This is a genomic window from Chloroflexus sp. (genome assembly GCF_034435895.1).
GTDB lineage: Bacteria > Chloroflexota > Chloroflexia > Chloroflexales > Chloroflexaceae > Chloroflexus.
Genome location: NZ_DAOTWH010000087.1, coordinates 1 through 16,746, shown reverse-complemented (window position 1 = coordinate 16,746; position 16,746 = coordinate 1). Strand labels below are relative to the sequence as shown.

Genomic DNA, 16,746 nt, shown 5'->3' with positions numbered 1-16,746 from the left:
GCCCGGCGCCGCCGCCGCCAGCACCCGCAGCACCACCGCCACCGGTGCGCAGTTCGTTGGCTGGGGCGCGGTTGCGGCTGGCTGATGGCACTGTGCTCCTCTTGCCAGCGGCAGCGCAGGCGCTGATCGGGCGGGCCGATCCGGTGAGCAACTTCTACCCTGATATCGATCTTACTCCACACGGCGGCCTTGAACGCGGCGTAGGCCGCCGGCACGGACGGTTCTTCGTCCAGCAGGGGCAGGTCTATTACGAAGACCTTGATAGCACCAACGGCAGTTTTGCCGGCGGGCGGAAACTGTTGCCGCGCCAACCCCAGCCGGTGCGGCACGGCGAGGAATTGCGGCTGGGAATGTTGTCGCTCATTGTTGAATTGCAATAGCTGAGACCTATGACTACTGTTGAACCTATGCGCATCGCGATCGCCGGCGTTGGTGGCGTCGGCGGCTATTTCGGCGGACGTTTGGCGCAGGCCGGGCACGACGTTTTTTTCATTGCCCGCGGCGAGCATTTGGCAGCAATGCAGCAGTACGGGTTGCGCGTGCGTAGCATTGCCGGCGATTTTACCTTGCCCGAAGTTAAGGCAACCGATCATCCGGCTGAGGTGGGTCCGGTCGATCTGGTGATTGTCGCGGTGAAAGGCTGGCAGGTACGCGAAGTGGCTGAGATGATCCGCCCGCTAATTGGCCCCGACACAGCGGTGCTGCCGCTGCTGAATGGCGTTGATGCGCCTAACGAGCTGGCCGAAGTGCTCGGTCGTGAGCATGCCTTGGCCGGTCTGTGCCGGATCATTGCGTATCGCGAAGCGCCGGGGGTGATTGTTCACGCTGGCGTGAACCCGACCTCGATCGATTTTGGCGAACTCGATAACCGGCAGACGCCGCGCTTATTGCGCATCAAGGCAGCGTTTGAGAGCGCCGGCATTCGTGGCAACCTGCCCGCTGATATTCACGTCGCAATGTGGCAAAAATTTATGTTAATCTGCGCGTGGAGCGGCTTTGGTGCCATGACGCGCGCCCCGATTGGGGTGTGGCGGTCATTGCCAGAGACGCGCCCGCTGGTTGAGCGGTGCTTGCAAGAGGTCGTTGATGTGGCCCACGCGCACGGGATTGCGATGCCTGACGACTCGGTACCGAATATGATGGCCTTTATCGACAGCATGCCGTATGAAGGAACCGCGTCGCTGCAACGCGACATCATCGCTGGCAGGCCGTCTGAATTGGCGAGCCAGAATGGGGCGTTGGTGCGGCTGGCCCGTGAAGTAGGGGTGGCGGTGCCGGTCAACGAGATGCTCTACGCACTCTTGTTGCCGCAAGAGTTGGCGGCCCGTGGCCAGTTGCCGCGATTCTGAGCGAGGGAGGCCATGATGCCAGCACGTCTCGAGCGGTTGATCGACCGCCTTGCGAAAGGCGGTTGGGCCGGCGCGGCCCTGATGCCGGCCACTAATCTCGCCTATCTGACCGGCTTGCAATTTCACCCCGGCAAGCGATTGACCCTGCTGCTAATCCCGGCCAGCGGCGCGCAACCGGTGATGGTCGTGCCGCAGCTTGAACTGGAGCGGGTGCGTGCAGCGGCGCCGTTTGCGATGCAGTATGTGGCATGGAGCGATGCCGAAGGGCCGCTGCGGGCACTCGCCGCAGGTATGGAAGCGGCGTTTGGCGCCGGCGCGCCGGCTAAGCCGCTGGCCGTTGAGCATACCGTGATGCGGGTGATGGAACTGCGCGCGCTAGAGACAGTCGCCCCCGGTTTGCAGACTGGCGACGTTGACCCGTTGCTGAGCGAGTTGCGCATGGTCAAAGACGCTGAGGAGTTGGCGTCGATGGAACGGGCCGTCGCGATCGTCGAGCAGGCCTTGTACGCCTTCATCGCGCAGGTACGCCCCGGCCTCAGCGAACGCGCGCTGTCGCGGATGCTAAGCGACGCGATCATAGCGGCAGGAGCCGGCAGCGAAAGCTTTGCCAATATGGTGGCCAGCGGCCCGAACGCTGCTAACCCGCATCACGAAAACAGCGACCGGCTCCTGCAACCCGGTGATCTGGTCATCATCGATTGCGGCGCCGTCTACCGTGGTTATCACTCTGACATTACCCGCACGATAGCCATCGGTGAACCGGAACCTGAAGCGCGCCATGTCTACGAGATTGTGCTAGCCGCTAATGCCGCTGGCCGCGCTGCCGCCCGTCCCGGCGCCAGCGGCGCGGAGATTGACACCGCTGCGCGCACCGTGATCGAGACTGCCGGCTACGGCGCGGCATTTGTCCACCGCACCGGCCATGGGCTTGGCCGCGAAATCCATGAATTGCCGAATATCGTCGCCGGCAGTAATACACCGCTGCTACCGGGCACCACTTTCACCATCGAACCGGGTATCTACTTGCCCGGCCGGTTTGGCGTGCGGATCGAAGATGACGTGGTGATTACCGCCGAAGGCAGCCGGTCGCTGACCAGTTTCCCGCGGGAGTTGATTGTGGTGGAAGCTGGATCGCTCCAGTGAAATCGCCAACGCGGAGTGATCTGAGAGTGAGGGGAGTCGTTATGACAGGTCGCCCCGGAGCGTTTTCGCGCGGCAGCCAGCCCTTACGCCAATTTCTGATCTGGGCCGTCATAGCTACGAGCATCGCCATTGTGGTGTTTCTTGTTGCCGGTACATTCTTCGCACTGACTCAGCTCTATATCCTTGCGGCTGGCGGCGGGATGTTCCTAGCAGTGCAACTCGGTTCACTTGGGCTCAACCGGCAAGACAATATTCAAACCGCCATTTATCTGATGTGCGTCGCGATCGCTGCGTATGCGCTCTTGATCGCGATTGTGATGCCAGAGATGCTCGTGGTGTCGATCTTAGGACCGCTGATGATGATTGCACTCGCCCAACCATATCTTGGTCGGGGGATGCTTCGCGTCATGAATATCGCCGCATTTGTCTTGGCCGTACTGATTGTCTCCTTCGGCATCTACCTTCATCTATTCACTGCCATTGCCATCGAACTGATTGGCCCGCCCACCATCCTCATTACCTCGATGGTAGTGGCGATTATTCTGTTGCTCCTGTGGCAAAACTATATCCGTTTAGAAACCGCGTTGCAGCAGAGCGAACAAGCTAACGCCGAGTTGCAGCAGATCAAGCAAGGACTCGAACAGCAAGTCGCCCAACGCACCAGCGATTTGCGCCAGACGGTCAACAAACTTGAAGCGCAATTTTACGAGCAGTCACGGATGCGCGCCGCCCTCGAACAACAGCGCGAAGTCATCCGCAACCTAAGTGTGCCGATTCTGCCGGTGACGGATCATATTTTGGTTATGCCGCTCATCGGTGAGCTTGATCGCCAACGGCTTGAAGATATTAATCAACGGGCGCTTGACGCTATCGATCAATGGCGTGCGCGGATGCTGTTGATCGATATTACCGGCGTGCCGGTTGTTGATGAAGCGGTTGCCAAGGGCATGATCGCTATCGTCCAAGCGGCGCGTCTGCTTGGCGCACAGGTGTGTCTCATCGGCATCCGCCCGGAAGTGGCCCAAGCACTTGTAGCAGTGAATATTGATTTGCAAGGCATCCAGACCTTTGCCACTCTCCAAGATGCGTTGGCGCGTGCGTTGCCAGCGGCGAAGGCAAGAGTGGCGTAGGGGGGGCAGTCATTGCTTGCTGGCTAGCCTTAATAGCCACGAAAAGCCACAAAACGCACAAAAACCATGCGATCTTTTGCGTCGTTTGGATGTCTTCGCAGCGCTTCCCCATCCCGACCCTGAAGGACGGGCTACAATGACGAAGCCTGTTACGCGGCTGGCCCTCCCCCAGCGACGGTGGGGAAGTGACGCCTTTCAGATAGGCTGTTCCGCTAAAGCGGGAGATTGCTTCGGGCACTTCGCGCCCTCGCAATGACAAGGGAATACCCTCGCACTGACACGCGGGCGCCTGCCCGCATACAATCTCAGCTAGAAACCCTTTGCGCCCCCGCGCCGGCTGTGGTATACTGCGCAAGCATAGTTGCAGGCAAAGAGACGATGATCGCAATGGATACGATGGTTCTGCCCAACACCTACCGCAGCCGCCCGATGGTTCATCGTCGCCGTCGTCGTTGCCGTCGCCAGCCCATTGCGCGATCTGGCTAGCCGCGCCTGCGCTTCTGTACGAGATGTTCTCAGGCCAGCACTGCCAGCGCGCAGGCTGGCTTCTTCTATGTATTCGCATCAAGCCAGCGCAGGGGGTTATGACGCACGTATATCTGATCCGTCACGGGGAAGCCGTCGCGAATGTTCAGCCGATTGTGGCCGGGATGCGCGGCGATGCTGGATTGACGCCGCGTGGCATCGCGCAGGCCGAACGGTTGCGCGATCGCCTTGCTACCAGCGGCGAGATTAAGGCCGATGTTCTGATCTCGTCGATCTTGCCACGCGCCCGCCAGACCGCCGAGATTATCCAACCCGTGTTGGGATTGCCAATCATCTTTGATGATGAGGTGCAAGAGCTGCGGGTCGGCGAGGCTGATGGTATGCCGAATCACGAGGCTTGGGCACTGTTTGGGGTGCCCGATTTCGACCGTTACCCGCTGCGCCCGATCGCTCCCGGCGGCGAGAGCTGGGGTGATTTTGCCCTGCGCGTGAGCCGCGCGCTCACGCGCATCACTACCGAATACGAGAGTAAGACAATTGTGGTGGTCTGTCACGGCGGTGTGATCGACTGCTCGTTCATTCACTTCTTCCGCATGCCGAGTCTGGTGGTGCCGCCAACCGACTTTCATACCCGCAATACCAGCATCACGTGGTGGGAGCGGGTGGAACGGCGGAACCAGCAGCTCTGGCGGCTCAATGCCTATAACGACATCGCTCATTTGCAGGGGATCGGCGCGGTCGAGTCGGTGCGCTGGGAAGACACGCATCCCGCTTCGCCGGTGCCGACCGAGGAGTAGCGCGGTATGTTCAGCTTTCTCGCCGATGGACACGTCGCTAGCCCGCGCGGCTGGCGCGCCGCTGTGGCCGCATGCGGTATCAAGTACGCGAACCGCGACGATCTGGCGCTGGTGGTGAGCGATTATCCAGCCACAGCAGCGGCGGTTTTTACCACCAACGCCGTGAAAGCGGCGCCAGTGCTGTACGATATGGCGCTGATGGCGCAAGGCGGTGATTTGTGCGCCGTGGTGATTAACGCCGGCAACGCTAACGCCTGCACCGGCGTCGATGGCGATGCTGCCGCTGTTGCGATGGCCCGCGCCGTCGAGCAGGCGCTCGATCTGCCACCTAATAGTGTTTTTGTTATGTCAACCGGAACCATCGGAGTGCCGATGCCGGTCGACAAGATTACTCGCGGGATCGCCGAAGCTGCGACCTGCCTGAGCCCCGATCACGGCGTGGCCGTGGCGCGCGCGATTATGACCACCGATACCCGGCCTAAGCATTGCGCCGTTACGGTGACGTTGCCTGATGGGAACGTGATTACCATCGGCGGGATGGCGAAGGGCGCGGGGATGATCCACCCGAATATGGCGACGATGCTGGCCGTGGTGACGACCGACGCCGCAGTGCCGCGCGATGTGCTTGACGCGGCGATGCGGCAAGTGCTTGAGGTGAGCTTTAACAGTATCAGCATTGATGGCGATACCAGCACCAACGACACGTTGCTGGTGATGGCCAACGGTGCGAGCGGCGCGCCGCCGATCACCGATCTGGCTTCACCCGCCGGCGCAGCCTTTGTGGCCGGCCTCACTGCGGTGTGCCAGCATCTTGCCCACGCGATTGTGCGCGATGGCGAAGGCGCGACCCGCTTTGTCACCATCACGGTGCGCGGCGCCGTCAATAACGCTGAGGCTAAGCAAGCAGCGATGACGATTGCCCGCTCGCCGCTGGTCAAGACGGCGCTGTTCGGGGCCGATCCGAACTGGGGGAGGGTGCTGTGCGCAATTGGCTACTCTGGCGTAACGGTTGACCCCAACCGGGTGGTGTTGCACTTCGGCGGCATGCGGGTGCTGGAAAATGGTCTGCCGCTGCCGTTCGATGAGAAGGCGGCGCATAAGCTGCTCGATGTGCCCGACATTACGATTGACGCCGATCTTGGCCTCGGCGACGGGAGCGCCACGGTCTGGACGTGCGATTTTAGCTACGATTACGTGCGGATCAATGCTGAATACCGGACTTGACTATCCCGTGGATCGGGACAGAGATTGGTAGCTATGGATCGTACTGCGCGCCAACAACTTGCCCGTGAGCTGTGCCAGCGCCTCGCCGCGCAGCCGGGAACGGTCGTGGTAGTGGCGGGGATGATTGAACCGCCTACGCCGTTGACCGATTTCGATCCGCTTGAGGTGCTGGCAGTGGTTGAGAGCGCCGTCACGCGCCCCCAGCACAGCTTCATCGTGCAGAATCTGCCGGTGACGATCCATGCCATTGCCGCGGCGGAACTTGCGGCAGTCGTGCGCGCGCCAGACCTGCGCTGGCCGCAGTGGCTGGGTTGGTTGGCGACCCTTCAGCCGCTAATCGGCGATGGTCACAAGGTCAGCGAATGGCTAGCGCAGGCCGGCGCCGTGGCCGAACTCGCTTTCTACCGCAGCATCTTGCCGCACCTGCCGCAACTGGTGTTCGGCGTTTACGGCGAACTCCGCGCCGCCGCCGCGCGCCGCTACGAGCGCGATGCGGTCTTGCTGGCGCCGGCATTGCTTACCGAGCTGCACACCGCGCTCTGTTTGATCAACCGGCGCTGGCCGGCCCAGCGCCGCTTCGCCGGCATCACGGAAAGTTTTTCGTTTCCGTTGCAGCCGCGCGATTGGCCGCAACTAGCCGCAGAGCTGCTCAATGCGCATCAGCTCGACGATATTGTGCGCGTAGCCGGCACGCTCGTCGCCAACTACTGGCAATTGCTAGTACGGTGCAGTTTGACCATTGAATCTCATCAGACCACAGCAACCGCGCCTTTATGATCCGAATGGAGGAATAGCGTCGATGGAACACCGGCTTTGGGGGGGCAGATTTAGCGAACCAACGGCAGCCGAGATGCGCCGGTTCAATGACTCGTTCCGGTTTGACCGGCGACTGGCCGAGGTTGATATTACCGGCAGCATTGCGTGGGCCAGCGCCTTGGCGCAGGCCGGCTTGATCAACGAGACCGAGCATGCCGAGCTGGTGCGCGGCTTAGAGCTGGTGCGGGCCGAATTTGCCAACGGTACGTTCGTGGCGATCGAGAGTGACGAAGACATCCATACCGCTGTCGAGCGCCGGTTGCGCGAACTGATCGGCGATGCCGCGCTCAAACTGCATACTGGCCGCTCGCGCAACGACCAAGTCGCTACCGATATGCGCCTCTACACGATCGGCATTGCTCGCCAGCTCGACCGGCGGCTGCGCGATCTGCAATTGGCACTGCTTGCGCAAGCCGAACAACATACCGATACCCTCATGCCGGGTTATACCCATCTGCAACGCGCCCAACCAATCACGTTCGGCCACTGGTGCTTGGCCTACGTCGAGATGTTTGCCCGCGACCGCAGCCGCTTGCGTGACGCCATTGCCCGCATGCGCGTGTTGCCGCTGGGAGCGGGGGCGCTGGCCGGCAACTCGCTCGGCGTTGAACGCGAGCGGCTGACCGAATTGCTTGATGAATTTGATGAGTTGTCCGCCAACTCGCTCGATGCGGTCAGCGACCGCGACTTCGTGGCCGAGACGCTGTTCGCTTGCGCGCTGATCGGCATTCACCTCAGCCGGCTGGCCGAAGATGTCATCCTCTACGCGAGCAGCGAATTTGGTTTTGTGGAACTGGCGGACGCCTACAGTACCGGCTCAAGTCTGATGCCGCAGAAGAAAAATCCTGATAGTATGGAATTGTTGCGCGGCAAGAGCGGCCGGCTGCTGGGCAATCTAGTGGCGCTGCTGACCGTGCTGAAGGGCTTGCCGCTCACCTACAACAAAGACATGCAAGAGGACAAAGAGCCGCTCTTTGACAGTTTTGACACGCTCGATCTCGGCTTGCAAGTGGCGGCAGCGGCCATCGCCACCATGGCCGTGCGCCGCGAGCGGATGGCTGCCGCGCTCGATGATGCGATGCTGGCCACCGACTTGGCCGACGAACTGGTGCGGCGCGGCGTGCCATTCCGGGTTGCCCACGGCAAAGCCGGCCAACTGGTGCAGCGCGCGATTGCACTGGGCACCAGCCTGCGCCATCTGCCGCTGAGCGAGTATCAGGCGGTCGAGCCAAGCCTTGACGCGAGCATCTATGCCGTGTTCGATATGGCGCGCAGCGTCGACCAAAAAGATTGCTACGGCGGCGCCGCGCCGCAACGAGTCCGTGAGCAATGCGCTCGCTGGCACGAAATCTTAGAGGAAGAAGACAAGTAAGGGCGCAGCCTGCTGTGCCCCCTATGAAGACACCGAAACCTATGACCAGCCCGCTCTACACACCGCCAGTCAGCCTGCCGGTACTCCACATCCGGCCCGACGCCGCCGTATCGATCCGCCGCGCGCGTGTAAGCGACGTGCCGCGGCTCTATGAAATCATCAACTACTACGCTGCCCGCGGCGATATGCTGCCCAAGACGCTCGATCAGCTCTACAACCGGGTGCGCAACTTTAATGTGGCCGAAGCCGATGGCGAAGTGATCGGCTGCGCCGCGTTGCATATCACGTGGGCCGATCTGGCCGAAGTGGTCAGCGTTGCTGTGCATCCGGCATTTCAGGGCCGCGGCGTTGGCCGCCGCCTCGTCGAACCGCTCTTCGTCGAAGCGATTGAGTTGGGCATTCCCACCCTCTTCACGCTCACCTTGCAGGTCGGATTTTTCAGTTCGCTCGGTTTCCGTGAAATACCAAAATTGCGCCTTCCGCACAAAATCTGGCAAGATTGCGTCACCTGCTTCAAACAAGATCGGTGCGATGAGGTAGCGATGATCCGGCAGGTGCCGTAACCTTGATCTTCACAACCCAGAGCGGCGCTTGATCACGCGCTGCTCTGGGTTGTGAGCGCCATCACATATTCCCTAGCCACTCCGCGACGATCTCCTCAATTGCAATGCGCCAAACTGCCCTGTTGCTGGTTGGCATCCAGACATACAATTGCTCCGTATCTCTCTATGAAGCACGACAACATAGGAGTAATCGTATGCCAATGAATAGCACCATTGCCACCGCCATTCTGCTGCTTGTGCTTGGTATCGGCGGCGTCTTTTCAACCGGCGCCGCAACGTCGGCCATTCCCGCCTTGTTCGGGATCGTCTTGCTGGGGTTGGGCGTGGCGATTGAACGATCACCAACCCCGCGCCGCTTTGAGTGGATCGCTGCGCTGGTCGGGTTGATCGGCTTTCTGGCGCCTGTCGCTAACCTTGCCCGCATCATTGGCCAGACCGGTTTGATCATCAACGCGGCTGTCTTTGCGAATATCGTGATGTTGGGTACGTGTGGCCTCTACCTGCTGGTCTGGCTGTGGGAGCAGCGCACCGGCGAGCGGTTACGGATTCGGTAGACAGCGAATGGGACAACGAATGGGGTAACGAATAAACGAATGGGGAAGCAGTACTACCTCCCCATTCGTTTATTCGTTCAATTACTCGTTGTCCCCTACTACAATCCCGGCCAGCCGCTCGATCGCTTTGATCAGCGCGTGATTGCCTTCGTGGCCCAAGCCGGCGGCTTGCAGCGTGCGGTAGAGGTGGAAGACGGTTGATGTGGTGAGCATCGGCGCGCCGACGGCGTCGGCGGCGGCCAGCACCAGCCGTAAGTCTTTTTGTTGCAAGTCGATGGTGAAGCCGGGCCGCCAGTCGCGCCGGATGACCTGCGGCCCCCGGTTCGAGAGCATCCAACTGGCTGCTGCACCGCCGCTGACCGCTGTCAGCGTCTTTTCGAGATCGACGCCGCTGGCCTGCGCGAAGACGAGCGCCTCGCTGATCGCCAACATTGTGCCGACCACCAGAATCTGATTGACCAGCTTGACCGTCTGGCCGGCGCCGTGCCCGCCGACGTGGGTAATTGTTTTGCCCATCGCTTGAAACACCGGCATCGCCCGCTCGACCAGTTCCGCCGGCCCACCCACCATGATGCTGAGCGTGCCGCGCGCTGCGCCTTCGCTGCCGCCACTAACTGGCGCATCAAGGAAGCCGATGCCGCTCTCGCCGAGCCGGGCAGCGAATCGCTGCGCTCCCTGCGGACTGATCGTACTCATGTCGATCATCAGCATCCCAACCTGCGCGCCCTCAATCACTCCCTGCGGCCCGAAGATCACTGCCTCGACATCAGGCGTGTCGCTCACGCAACTGATCACAATATCACTGCGCGCAGCCACCTCAGCCGGCGACGCGGCCAGTTGCGCGCCGGCGGCCACCAACTCATCAGCGCGCCCCGGTGTGCGGTTCCAAACCGTTAGCGGAAACCCAGCGCGCAAGATGTTGGCCGCCATCCCGCGACCCATAATGCCCAATCCGATAAAGCCGATCCGTTCGGTCATGGCATTCTCCTCGTTGCTATGTGCGTGGTGCAACTAATGGTATCATACCTGCCAGTGGGCAAATCATGCTGTTTCTGGAGTCGCACGGCCGTGCGGCTCTACAGGAGGGATCAATTCGCTATGCCTGCTGCGCTCGCCGATCTGCTCGTGCTCGATCTCAGCCGGGTGCTGGCCGGTCCCTACGCCACAATGGTGCTCGCCGATCTAGGGGCACGGGTGATTAAGGTTGAACAACCCGGCCTTGGTGATGAAACCCGCCAGTGGGGGCCACCTTTTGCCGAGAATGGCTTGAGCGCCTACTTCATTGCTGTTAACCGTAATAAGCAGAGTATTGCCGTCAACCTCAAGCATCCTGACGGGCAAGCGATTGTGCGCGCGCTCGCTCGCCGGGCCGATGTGCTGATCGAGAACTTCTTGCCGGGGACGTTGGCGCGGATGGGGTTGGGTTATGACGATGTGCGCGTGCTGAATCCGGGGTTGATCTACTGTAGCATTACCGGTTATGGCCAATCTGGCCCCGACGCGCTGCGGCCCGGCTACGATACGGTGATCCAAGCTGAAGGCGGGTTAATGAGTGTCACCGGCGAACCCGATGGCCCGCCGCTTAAGACTGGCGTGGCCGTCGCAGACATCACCACCGGCCTGTACGCCGCCACCAGCATTTTGGCCGCGCTGCACTACCGCGCGCAGAGCGGCGCCGGCCAGTATATCGACATTGCCCTCTTTGATGTGCAGCTCAGTTGGTTAGCGAATGTCGCCTCGGCCTACCTCGTTTCCGGCCAACCGCCGCGGCGCTACGGCAACGGTCACGCCACGATCGTGCCATACCAGCCCTTTGCCGCCGCCGACGGCTATCTGATGATCGCGGTTGGCAACGACCAGCAATTCGCCCGCTTCTGCGCTGCGCTCGAACACCCAGAATGGGTGGCCGACGAACGCTTCGCCACCAACCCGGCCCGCGTTGCCCACCGCGCCATCCTCGTGCCGATGATCGCAGAGGTCATTGCCCGCGAGCCGGTTGCCGTCTGGCTGGAACGGCTACGCGCTGCTGAAGTGCCGTGCGGCCCGGTGAACGACATTCCAACCGCGCTGCACAGTCCGCAGGCGCAAGCGCGGGCGATGGTGCAGAGTATTGACGGCGTGCGCATGGTTGCTCCCGCCCCTAAGCTGAGCGAAACCCCGGCGACGATCCGCAGGGCGCCGCCTGCGCTTGGCGCGGATACCGAAGCCATTTTGCGCGAAATGGGTTATGAACCTGATCAAATCAGCGCGCTGCGCGCAGCCGGAGTGGTGGGGTGATTAAGCGACGAGAAAGGCTAAGCCGCGCTGCACCGTCGCTGTGAAATCCGGCGGATAGTCGTGGCCCACGCCGCGGCGCACTTCAACCTCGCATGGCATACCGGCCTGCTGGAGGGTCGCGACCCACTCTTGCACTGGCTGAGAGAGATTATCGAGGTCGCCGATCACCACGTACCCCCGCGTGTGCGGATCAGCATGCACGAGCAGCGGCTCAACCTGCTCTGGCCGGATCGCCGGCGCAACGGCGAGAAACCGGTTCACGGCGATGGCCCCGCTCAATGCCGCGCGCACCGCGAGCGCCGCTCCCATCGAAAAGCCGCCAATCACCGTCACCGGCAGCGGCGCTAGCTCAGCCAGATGCTGGCGCAGCTCGGCTATCGCCTGCGCTGTATCGGTCCAATGGTAACGGTTGGGATCCCAAAGCTGGGCCGATTGCAACATCACTACCCGCCAGCCAAACGCCGTCGCTGGTTGCCAGTAGTCACCATCACTCGCGATACTGCCGCCCGCCCCGTGCAGCGCAACGAGCACCCCCTGCGCCGCCTCCGCCGGTTCCCACACCCGGCGCTGCGGGGTTGCCACGGCCTGCGCTTGCGCGTATCGCTGCTGAAACAGAACCTGCAACTGCGCGAACGCATCCGTTCCCCGCACAATATCGAGATCAGGATCGCGCAGCATCCGCTCGTGATACCAGAGACCCCGATCGGCGGCGTGTTGCAGCCAACCAATGGCGCCGGCCTGATCGCCCATAGTACTGGCAAGGCACGCTCGCCAGAACAAGAGATCGCTTTCGTATTGCGGGAAGAGGGGTGCTTGTTGCTCGATTAACGCCAGCGCCATCGCATACGAATGCTGGTTATAGAGCGCAAAGACTTGGGCCCGCAACACGCGAAAAGCCGCTTCAGTCATCGCAATATCCTTGTCATAGGCAGTCAATACGTGCAGTACACGCGGCGTACTGTGGTCAACGCAGCCATCCAACGCACTCAAGGAGGTATGGAGTGCGGCAGTCAAACTGCCGCACCACGTGGCGCCTATTAAGTATCCTATCACCCGCCCGCTCATGCTACAATGCCGCTACCCGCAGACAATTGGCGTCTGCGGCACGCAGACGGAGAGACGGCAATGCGACATGAACTGCACAGTCCTGCTGGCACGGTCGTGATCGATAACGCTGGCCGGATGGTCTTCTTCCACAACGGTCGCGAGGCGCTGCGTGGCTACGGCGCAGTAGCCCATGCCTACGGCGTTGATTTTCCCATTACCGGCGTCGCCGGCGCCGACGTCACCGCGCATCATGCCCGCATTCATTACACCACCACTCGCCCGGAAGTCACGTTGCGCGCCGAGATCGAAGCAACCCCAACCGGCTTTCGCTTGGTCTGGTCTGGGCCGCCCCATCTCCACGCGGTAAGGGTTGAGTGGCAGCTTGATCCGGGCCGGCCATGGTATGGCATGGGAGAGCGCATCTTCCAGCATTGGCCGCTCGATAGCGCGCCAGTCGTTTCCGATCCGTTCGAGCCGATCGACCATGGCCGCGATGGCACGCTGAACATCGCCACCCCCTTCTGGCTCAACGCTGCTGGTGCGGCGATCTTGCTTGAGGAAGGCGATGGCGAGTTAGCAGTGACGATGGATCGAGCAGGAGATGGTTTGTTGCGCATCACCAGCCGCGGAGCGCCGCCGCCACCCAACCTCGGCTTTGACGAGCGTTATGCCGCGCCCGGCCCCAACTTCGCCAGTCACGTCATTCTAGCCGCCAATGCCCCGGCTGCGTTCCATGCCGCGTTGCCATTGCTTGGCCGCCCGACCGCCGCCCCGCCGCGCGATCTCTTCGCTCGCCCGATCTGGACGACGTGGGCGCATTATAAGATGCACATTACCCAGCGCGATGTGACCGAGTTCGCCACCCAAATCGTCGCTCGCGGCTACCCCTACTCGGTGCTCGAAATTGATGACCGTTGGCAGCGCGGCTATGGCGCGTATGTGTTCGATCAACGCAAATTTCCCGATCCGCGCGCGATGATCGATGAGCTGCATGCGGCTGGGTTTAAGGTCACGCTCTGGACGCCGATCTTCTTCGATCCAGCCGATCCAGCCTTTGCCGTCGCTGCCCGGCGCGGCTACCTGATCCGCCATCCTGCCGATGGCTCGCCCTACCTCGTGCGCTGGTGGCAAGGCTACGGCGGCGTGCTTGACTTGACCAATCCTGAAGCGGTGGCATGGTGGCTGAGCGAACTCCGCGCGTTGCAAGCCGAAACTGGGGTTGACGGCTTCAAGTTTGACGCCGGCGAAGCCAACTTCATCCCGCCCGACGCCATCTGCTATGCGCGAGAGCCGCGCCGCCGCTACGCCGACCGCTACACCGAGTTTGTCGCCGATCACTTCGCCTACACCGAAGTGCGCGCCGGTTGGCGCAGCCAGCGGCGCGGCATCCTCTTCCGCGAGTGGGATAAGTGGAGCCGTTGGGGGATTGATAACGGCTTGCATAGCGTGCTGACGCAAGCGCTGACTCTGAGTGTCTGCGGTTTCCCATTCGTTTTGCCCGACATGATTGGCGGCAACGCCTACCAAGACGAAGTGCCCGACGGCGAACTCATGGTGCGTTGGACGCAATTGAGCGCATTGTTGCCAACCATGCAGTTCAGCGTCCACCCGTGGCAGTACGGCGCTGAAGTTGATGCCATCTGCCGGCAGTATGCCCACTTGCACACTGCACTCGACTCGTATCTCGCTGAACTGATCGATGAAAACCTGCGCGATGGTACACCGCTGGTGCGCCCGCTGTTCTGGCACGATCCCAATGATGAGCAAGCGCTGCGCTGCAACGACCAATTCCTGCTCGGAGCGCGCTACCTCGTCGCGCCGGTGGTGCAGCCGGGTCAGCGCCAACGCGATCTCTACCTGCCGGCAGGCGTCTGGCGCGATTACTGGAGCGGTGCGATCCATCAGGGGCCGGCTCAGTTGACCGACGTGCCAGCGCCGCTCGAGCAGATGCCGCTGTTTGAGCGGCAGGAGTGATTGGAGAAGTCGTCTAGGAGTTGCTATTCAACGAGCGCGATCTTCTGCTATGGAGTGCGGCAGTTTAATTGCCGCACTCCATACAGTTGCGAGCAGGCACAACTTTACGTTATTTGAAATCAGATCCAATGAATCTAATGTACCGAACAAGGTAACGAATGACTGTTTGATTGAAGTCAATTTGCAGGCCAGCTAACATTCCATCCTTGCTCTTTCGTCCAGCTTTTACTTCTTTGGTCGAAAAGTAAGCCGTAACTGCTGGATCAACGCTTTCCCGGATGATCCAGTTCGCATCTGGCACTTCATTGCTGGAAGAAAACCAGATGGATAATTGAGTTGGTGTTTGCCGTAATAAGAAATTACCTCCTCGCAACTCATCATTATCTATCGTATGCGAACCTTTTGGGCACGTTTCTGAGAAGTGAATATCATTCAGCGGCAATCCGCCGCGTTGCCAAGCGCTCTCGATCGCCGCAATGCGTCCATCTTGCTGGTAGAAGACGCACATGAGATTGCCAAACAGCGGACGAACGTCTTGTTCAGTGATACGGCTAAGCTGAAGCAAGAAACCGCCACGCCAATTGTCAAATTCAAAGACGATCTTACCCGGCTGGCTGATAGGATGCATAAGCTTCTCCTCCCAACATCACAAACGCGATCACCTCCGCCACCCGCGCCCGCCATGCCGCCTCGTTGTGATCCGCGCCGGGAAACTTGCGCGTGAGCCAATCGTGGCCATGCCGATACCCGGCCTGCCGCATCCACTCGTCCATCCGCTGCTGGAACGGCTCATATTCGGCGTCAAGGCCAACCGTGCCGTAATCGAAGTAGAAGCGGTGGCGGCCCGGCGGCGGCAAGAGCGCCGCCAATTCATCAACCAAGATAGTGCCGCCCGCCGGCCAGTGAGTCGAGAGACACCCCGCACCGTGAAAGACATCCGGGTAGCGGCAGAGACCATAGAGCGAGACTAACCCGCCCATGCTCGATCCCATGATGAAGGTATTGGCTTGATCGGGCAGGGTAGGGTAGTGGGCATCGACAAACGGCTTGACCTCTTCGACTAGAGAGGCCAGATACGCATCCGACACCGGCTCGCCGCCCATCCGCTCGATAATGCTATCCCATCCGCGCGTTTGGCGGAGCGCCTCAAACGGTTGTTGCGGCGCATATTCGCGCCAGCGTTGATCGGTACACCAAATCCCAACCACAATCGCGCCGGGCCAGCCTCGCTCGGCGCGCAATCGCTCAATCGCCTGATCAACTGCCCAAACCTCGCCGTCGGCCCGGAGGGCGGGATCAAACAGGTTTTGGCCATCGTGCATGTAGATGACCGGCAGGCCTTGATCGCCTATCGCTGCCGGCAGCCAGATATCAACCGGACGTGATGGAACATAGCGGCTGGTGATGTTCGTATGGCGAGTGAGAGGCATAAACCGATTCCCTTTGCTTCACTGTGATGCTACCGCCCTAACTGGTACGTGATCACCCCATCGGCGCGGGTGCCGATCCAGAGCACCCGCCGCTGATCAACCGCTAGCGCCAGCGGTTCAGCGCCGGTAAAACCCGAATCACGCGGCAGAAAGTTGCGCCATGTCCGGCCATCGTAACGGAGCAGAAAACCGCCGGTGGTGAGCGGACGGGCCGCGCCGATCCATAGTTCGCCGGGAGCCGGCTCGATCAAGGTCGTGATCGTCTGTGCCGGCAACTGCCGGTTGGCGGTGGTCAGCCACTCCCAGCGCGTGCCATCCCACCGCGCCAGCCCTTCACCCAGCGTCGCTACCCACACGATGCCGTTGTGATCAACTAGAATGGCCGAGACGCCGGCCCCGCCAAAGCCATCGGCGCGATCAAAATGCTGCCAGACGCCGGTAGCCAGCGTGTAGCGGCTGACCACGCTAAGCCCGCCAAACCACACGGCGCCGGCAGGATCATACCCAATCGCGAGCACCAGACCGCCGCGCGCCGCTGGCGGCAACGGCTGCCAGCGACCATCAGGGTGGCGCACGGCGCCGCC

At 61.3% G+C, this 16,746-nt stretch carries 17 protein-coding genes; 12 read left to right on the top strand and 5 right to left on the bottom strand.

All coding sequences use genetic code 11. The annotated features are described in order from the left end of the window. The 10 genes from U9R81_RS05245 to U9R81_RS05200 all read left to right on the top strand — a co-directional run. A partial coding sequence (locus U9R81_RS05245; RefSeq protein WP_322494465.1) for an FHA domain-containing protein occupies nucleotides 1–380 on the top strand: 380 nt, incomplete at its 5' end. Nucleotides 381–389: 9 nt separating this feature from the next. After that, nucleotides 390–1,349, top strand: coding sequence for a 2-dehydropantoate 2-reductase (locus tag U9R81_RS05240; RefSeq protein ID WP_322494464.1), 960 nt, complete (start codon nucleotides 390–392; stop codon nucleotides 1,347–1,349). A gap of 15 nt (nucleotides 1,350–1,364) precedes the next feature. Then, complete coding sequence (locus U9R81_RS05235; RefSeq protein WP_322494463.1) at nucleotides 1,365–2,492, top strand: Xaa-Pro peptidase family protein; 1,128 nt, start codon at nucleotides 1,365–1,367, stop codon at nucleotides 2,490–2,492. Between the two features lie 41 nt (nucleotides 2,493–2,533). Then, the gene (locus tag U9R81_RS05230) at nucleotides 2,534–3,622 is read left to right on the top strand and encodes an STAS domain-containing protein (RefSeq protein WP_322494462.1); all 1,089 of its coding nucleotides are present in this window, start codon (nucleotides 2,534–2,536) and stop codon (nucleotides 3,620–3,622) included. Nucleotides 3,623–4,206: 584 nt separating this feature from the next. Beyond that, nucleotides 4,207–4,905 (top strand): histidine phosphatase family protein, encoded by a 699-nt coding sequence (locus tag U9R81_RS05225; protein ID WP_322494461.1) that lies wholly within the window; start codon nucleotides 4,207–4,209, stop codon nucleotides 4,903–4,905. A gap of 6 nt (nucleotides 4,906–4,911) precedes the next feature. Next, entirely contained in the window at nucleotides 4,912–6,129 is a 1,218-nt protein-coding gene (argJ, locus tag U9R81_RS05220; protein WP_322494460.1) for a bifunctional glutamate N-acetyltransferase/amino-acid acetyltransferase ArgJ, read from the top strand. A 33-nt stretch (nucleotides 6,130–6,162) separates the two neighbouring features. After that, complete coding sequence (locus U9R81_RS05215; protein ID WP_322494459.1) at nucleotides 6,163–6,906, top strand: hypothetical protein; 744 nt, start codon at nucleotides 6,163–6,165, stop codon at nucleotides 6,904–6,906. A 22-nt stretch (nucleotides 6,907–6,928) separates the two neighbouring features. Continuing rightward, nucleotides 6,929–8,317 (top strand): argininosuccinate lyase, encoded by a 1,389-nt coding sequence (gene argH / locus U9R81_RS05210; protein WP_322494458.1) that lies wholly within the window; start codon nucleotides 6,929–6,931, stop codon nucleotides 8,315–8,317. 23 nt (nucleotides 8,318–8,340) lie between these two features. Further along, nucleotides 8,341–8,880, top strand: coding sequence for an N-acetyltransferase (locus U9R81_RS05205; protein WP_322494457.1), 540 nt, complete (start codon nucleotides 8,341–8,343; stop codon nucleotides 8,878–8,880). Between the two features lie 194 nt (nucleotides 8,881–9,074). After that, entirely contained in the window at nucleotides 9,075–9,434 is a 360-nt protein-coding gene (locus tag U9R81_RS05200; protein ID WP_322494456.1) for a hypothetical protein, read from the top strand. An 81-nt stretch (nucleotides 9,435–9,515) separates the two neighbouring features. Here U9R81_RS05200 and U9R81_RS05195 read toward each other — a convergent pair whose 3' ends face one another. Next, the gene (locus tag U9R81_RS05195; protein ID WP_322494455.1) at nucleotides 9,516–10,445 is read right to left on the bottom strand and encodes an NAD(P)-dependent oxidoreductase; all 930 of its coding nucleotides are present in this window, start codon (nucleotides 10,443–10,445) and stop codon (nucleotides 9,516–9,518) included. A gap of 87 nt (nucleotides 10,446–10,532) precedes the next feature. Between U9R81_RS05195 and U9R81_RS05190 the strand changes: the two genes are divergently transcribed. Then, nucleotides 10,533–11,711, top strand: coding sequence for a CaiB/BaiF CoA-transferase family protein (locus tag U9R81_RS05190; RefSeq protein ID WP_322494454.1), 1,179 nt, complete (start codon nucleotides 10,533–10,535; stop codon nucleotides 11,709–11,711). Here U9R81_RS05190 and U9R81_RS05185 read toward each other — a convergent pair whose 3' ends face one another. Continuing rightward, nucleotides 11,712–12,620 carry an alpha/beta hydrolase gene (locus U9R81_RS05185; protein ID WP_322494453.1) on the bottom strand — a complete coding sequence of 303 codons (909 nt, stop codon included), beginning with the start codon at nucleotides 12,618–12,620 and terminating at the stop codon, nucleotides 11,712–11,714. Nucleotides 12,621–12,836: 216 nt separating this feature from the next. Between U9R81_RS05185 and U9R81_RS05180 the strand changes: the two genes are divergently transcribed. Continuing rightward, entirely contained in the window at nucleotides 12,837–14,732 is a 1,896-nt protein-coding gene (locus tag U9R81_RS05180) for a glycoside hydrolase family 31 protein (protein WP_322494452.1), read from the top strand. Nucleotides 14,733–14,841: 109 nt separating this feature from the next. Here the strand turns inward: U9R81_RS05180 and U9R81_RS05175 are convergent, their stop codons facing one another. The 3 genes from U9R81_RS05175 to U9R81_RS05165 form a co-directional block, all read right to left on the bottom strand. Further along, nucleotides 14,842–15,360: a hypothetical protein gene (locus U9R81_RS05175; RefSeq protein WP_322494451.1), complete on the bottom strand. Its 519-nt coding sequence runs from the start codon at nucleotides 15,358–15,360 to the stop codon at nucleotides 14,842–14,844. Beyond that, a complete protein-coding gene (locus U9R81_RS05170) occupies nucleotides 15,335–16,162 on the bottom strand; it encodes an alpha/beta hydrolase (RefSeq protein ID WP_322494450.1) in 828 nt (275 codons plus the stop codon). Before U9R81_RS05170 ends, U9R81_RS05175 begins: the two co-directional genes overlap by 26 nt. Nucleotides 16,163–16,191: 29 nt before the next feature. Then, a partial coding sequence (locus tag U9R81_RS05165; protein WP_322494449.1) for a two-component regulator propeller domain-containing protein occupies nucleotides 16,192–16,746 on the bottom strand: 555 nt, incomplete at its 5' end.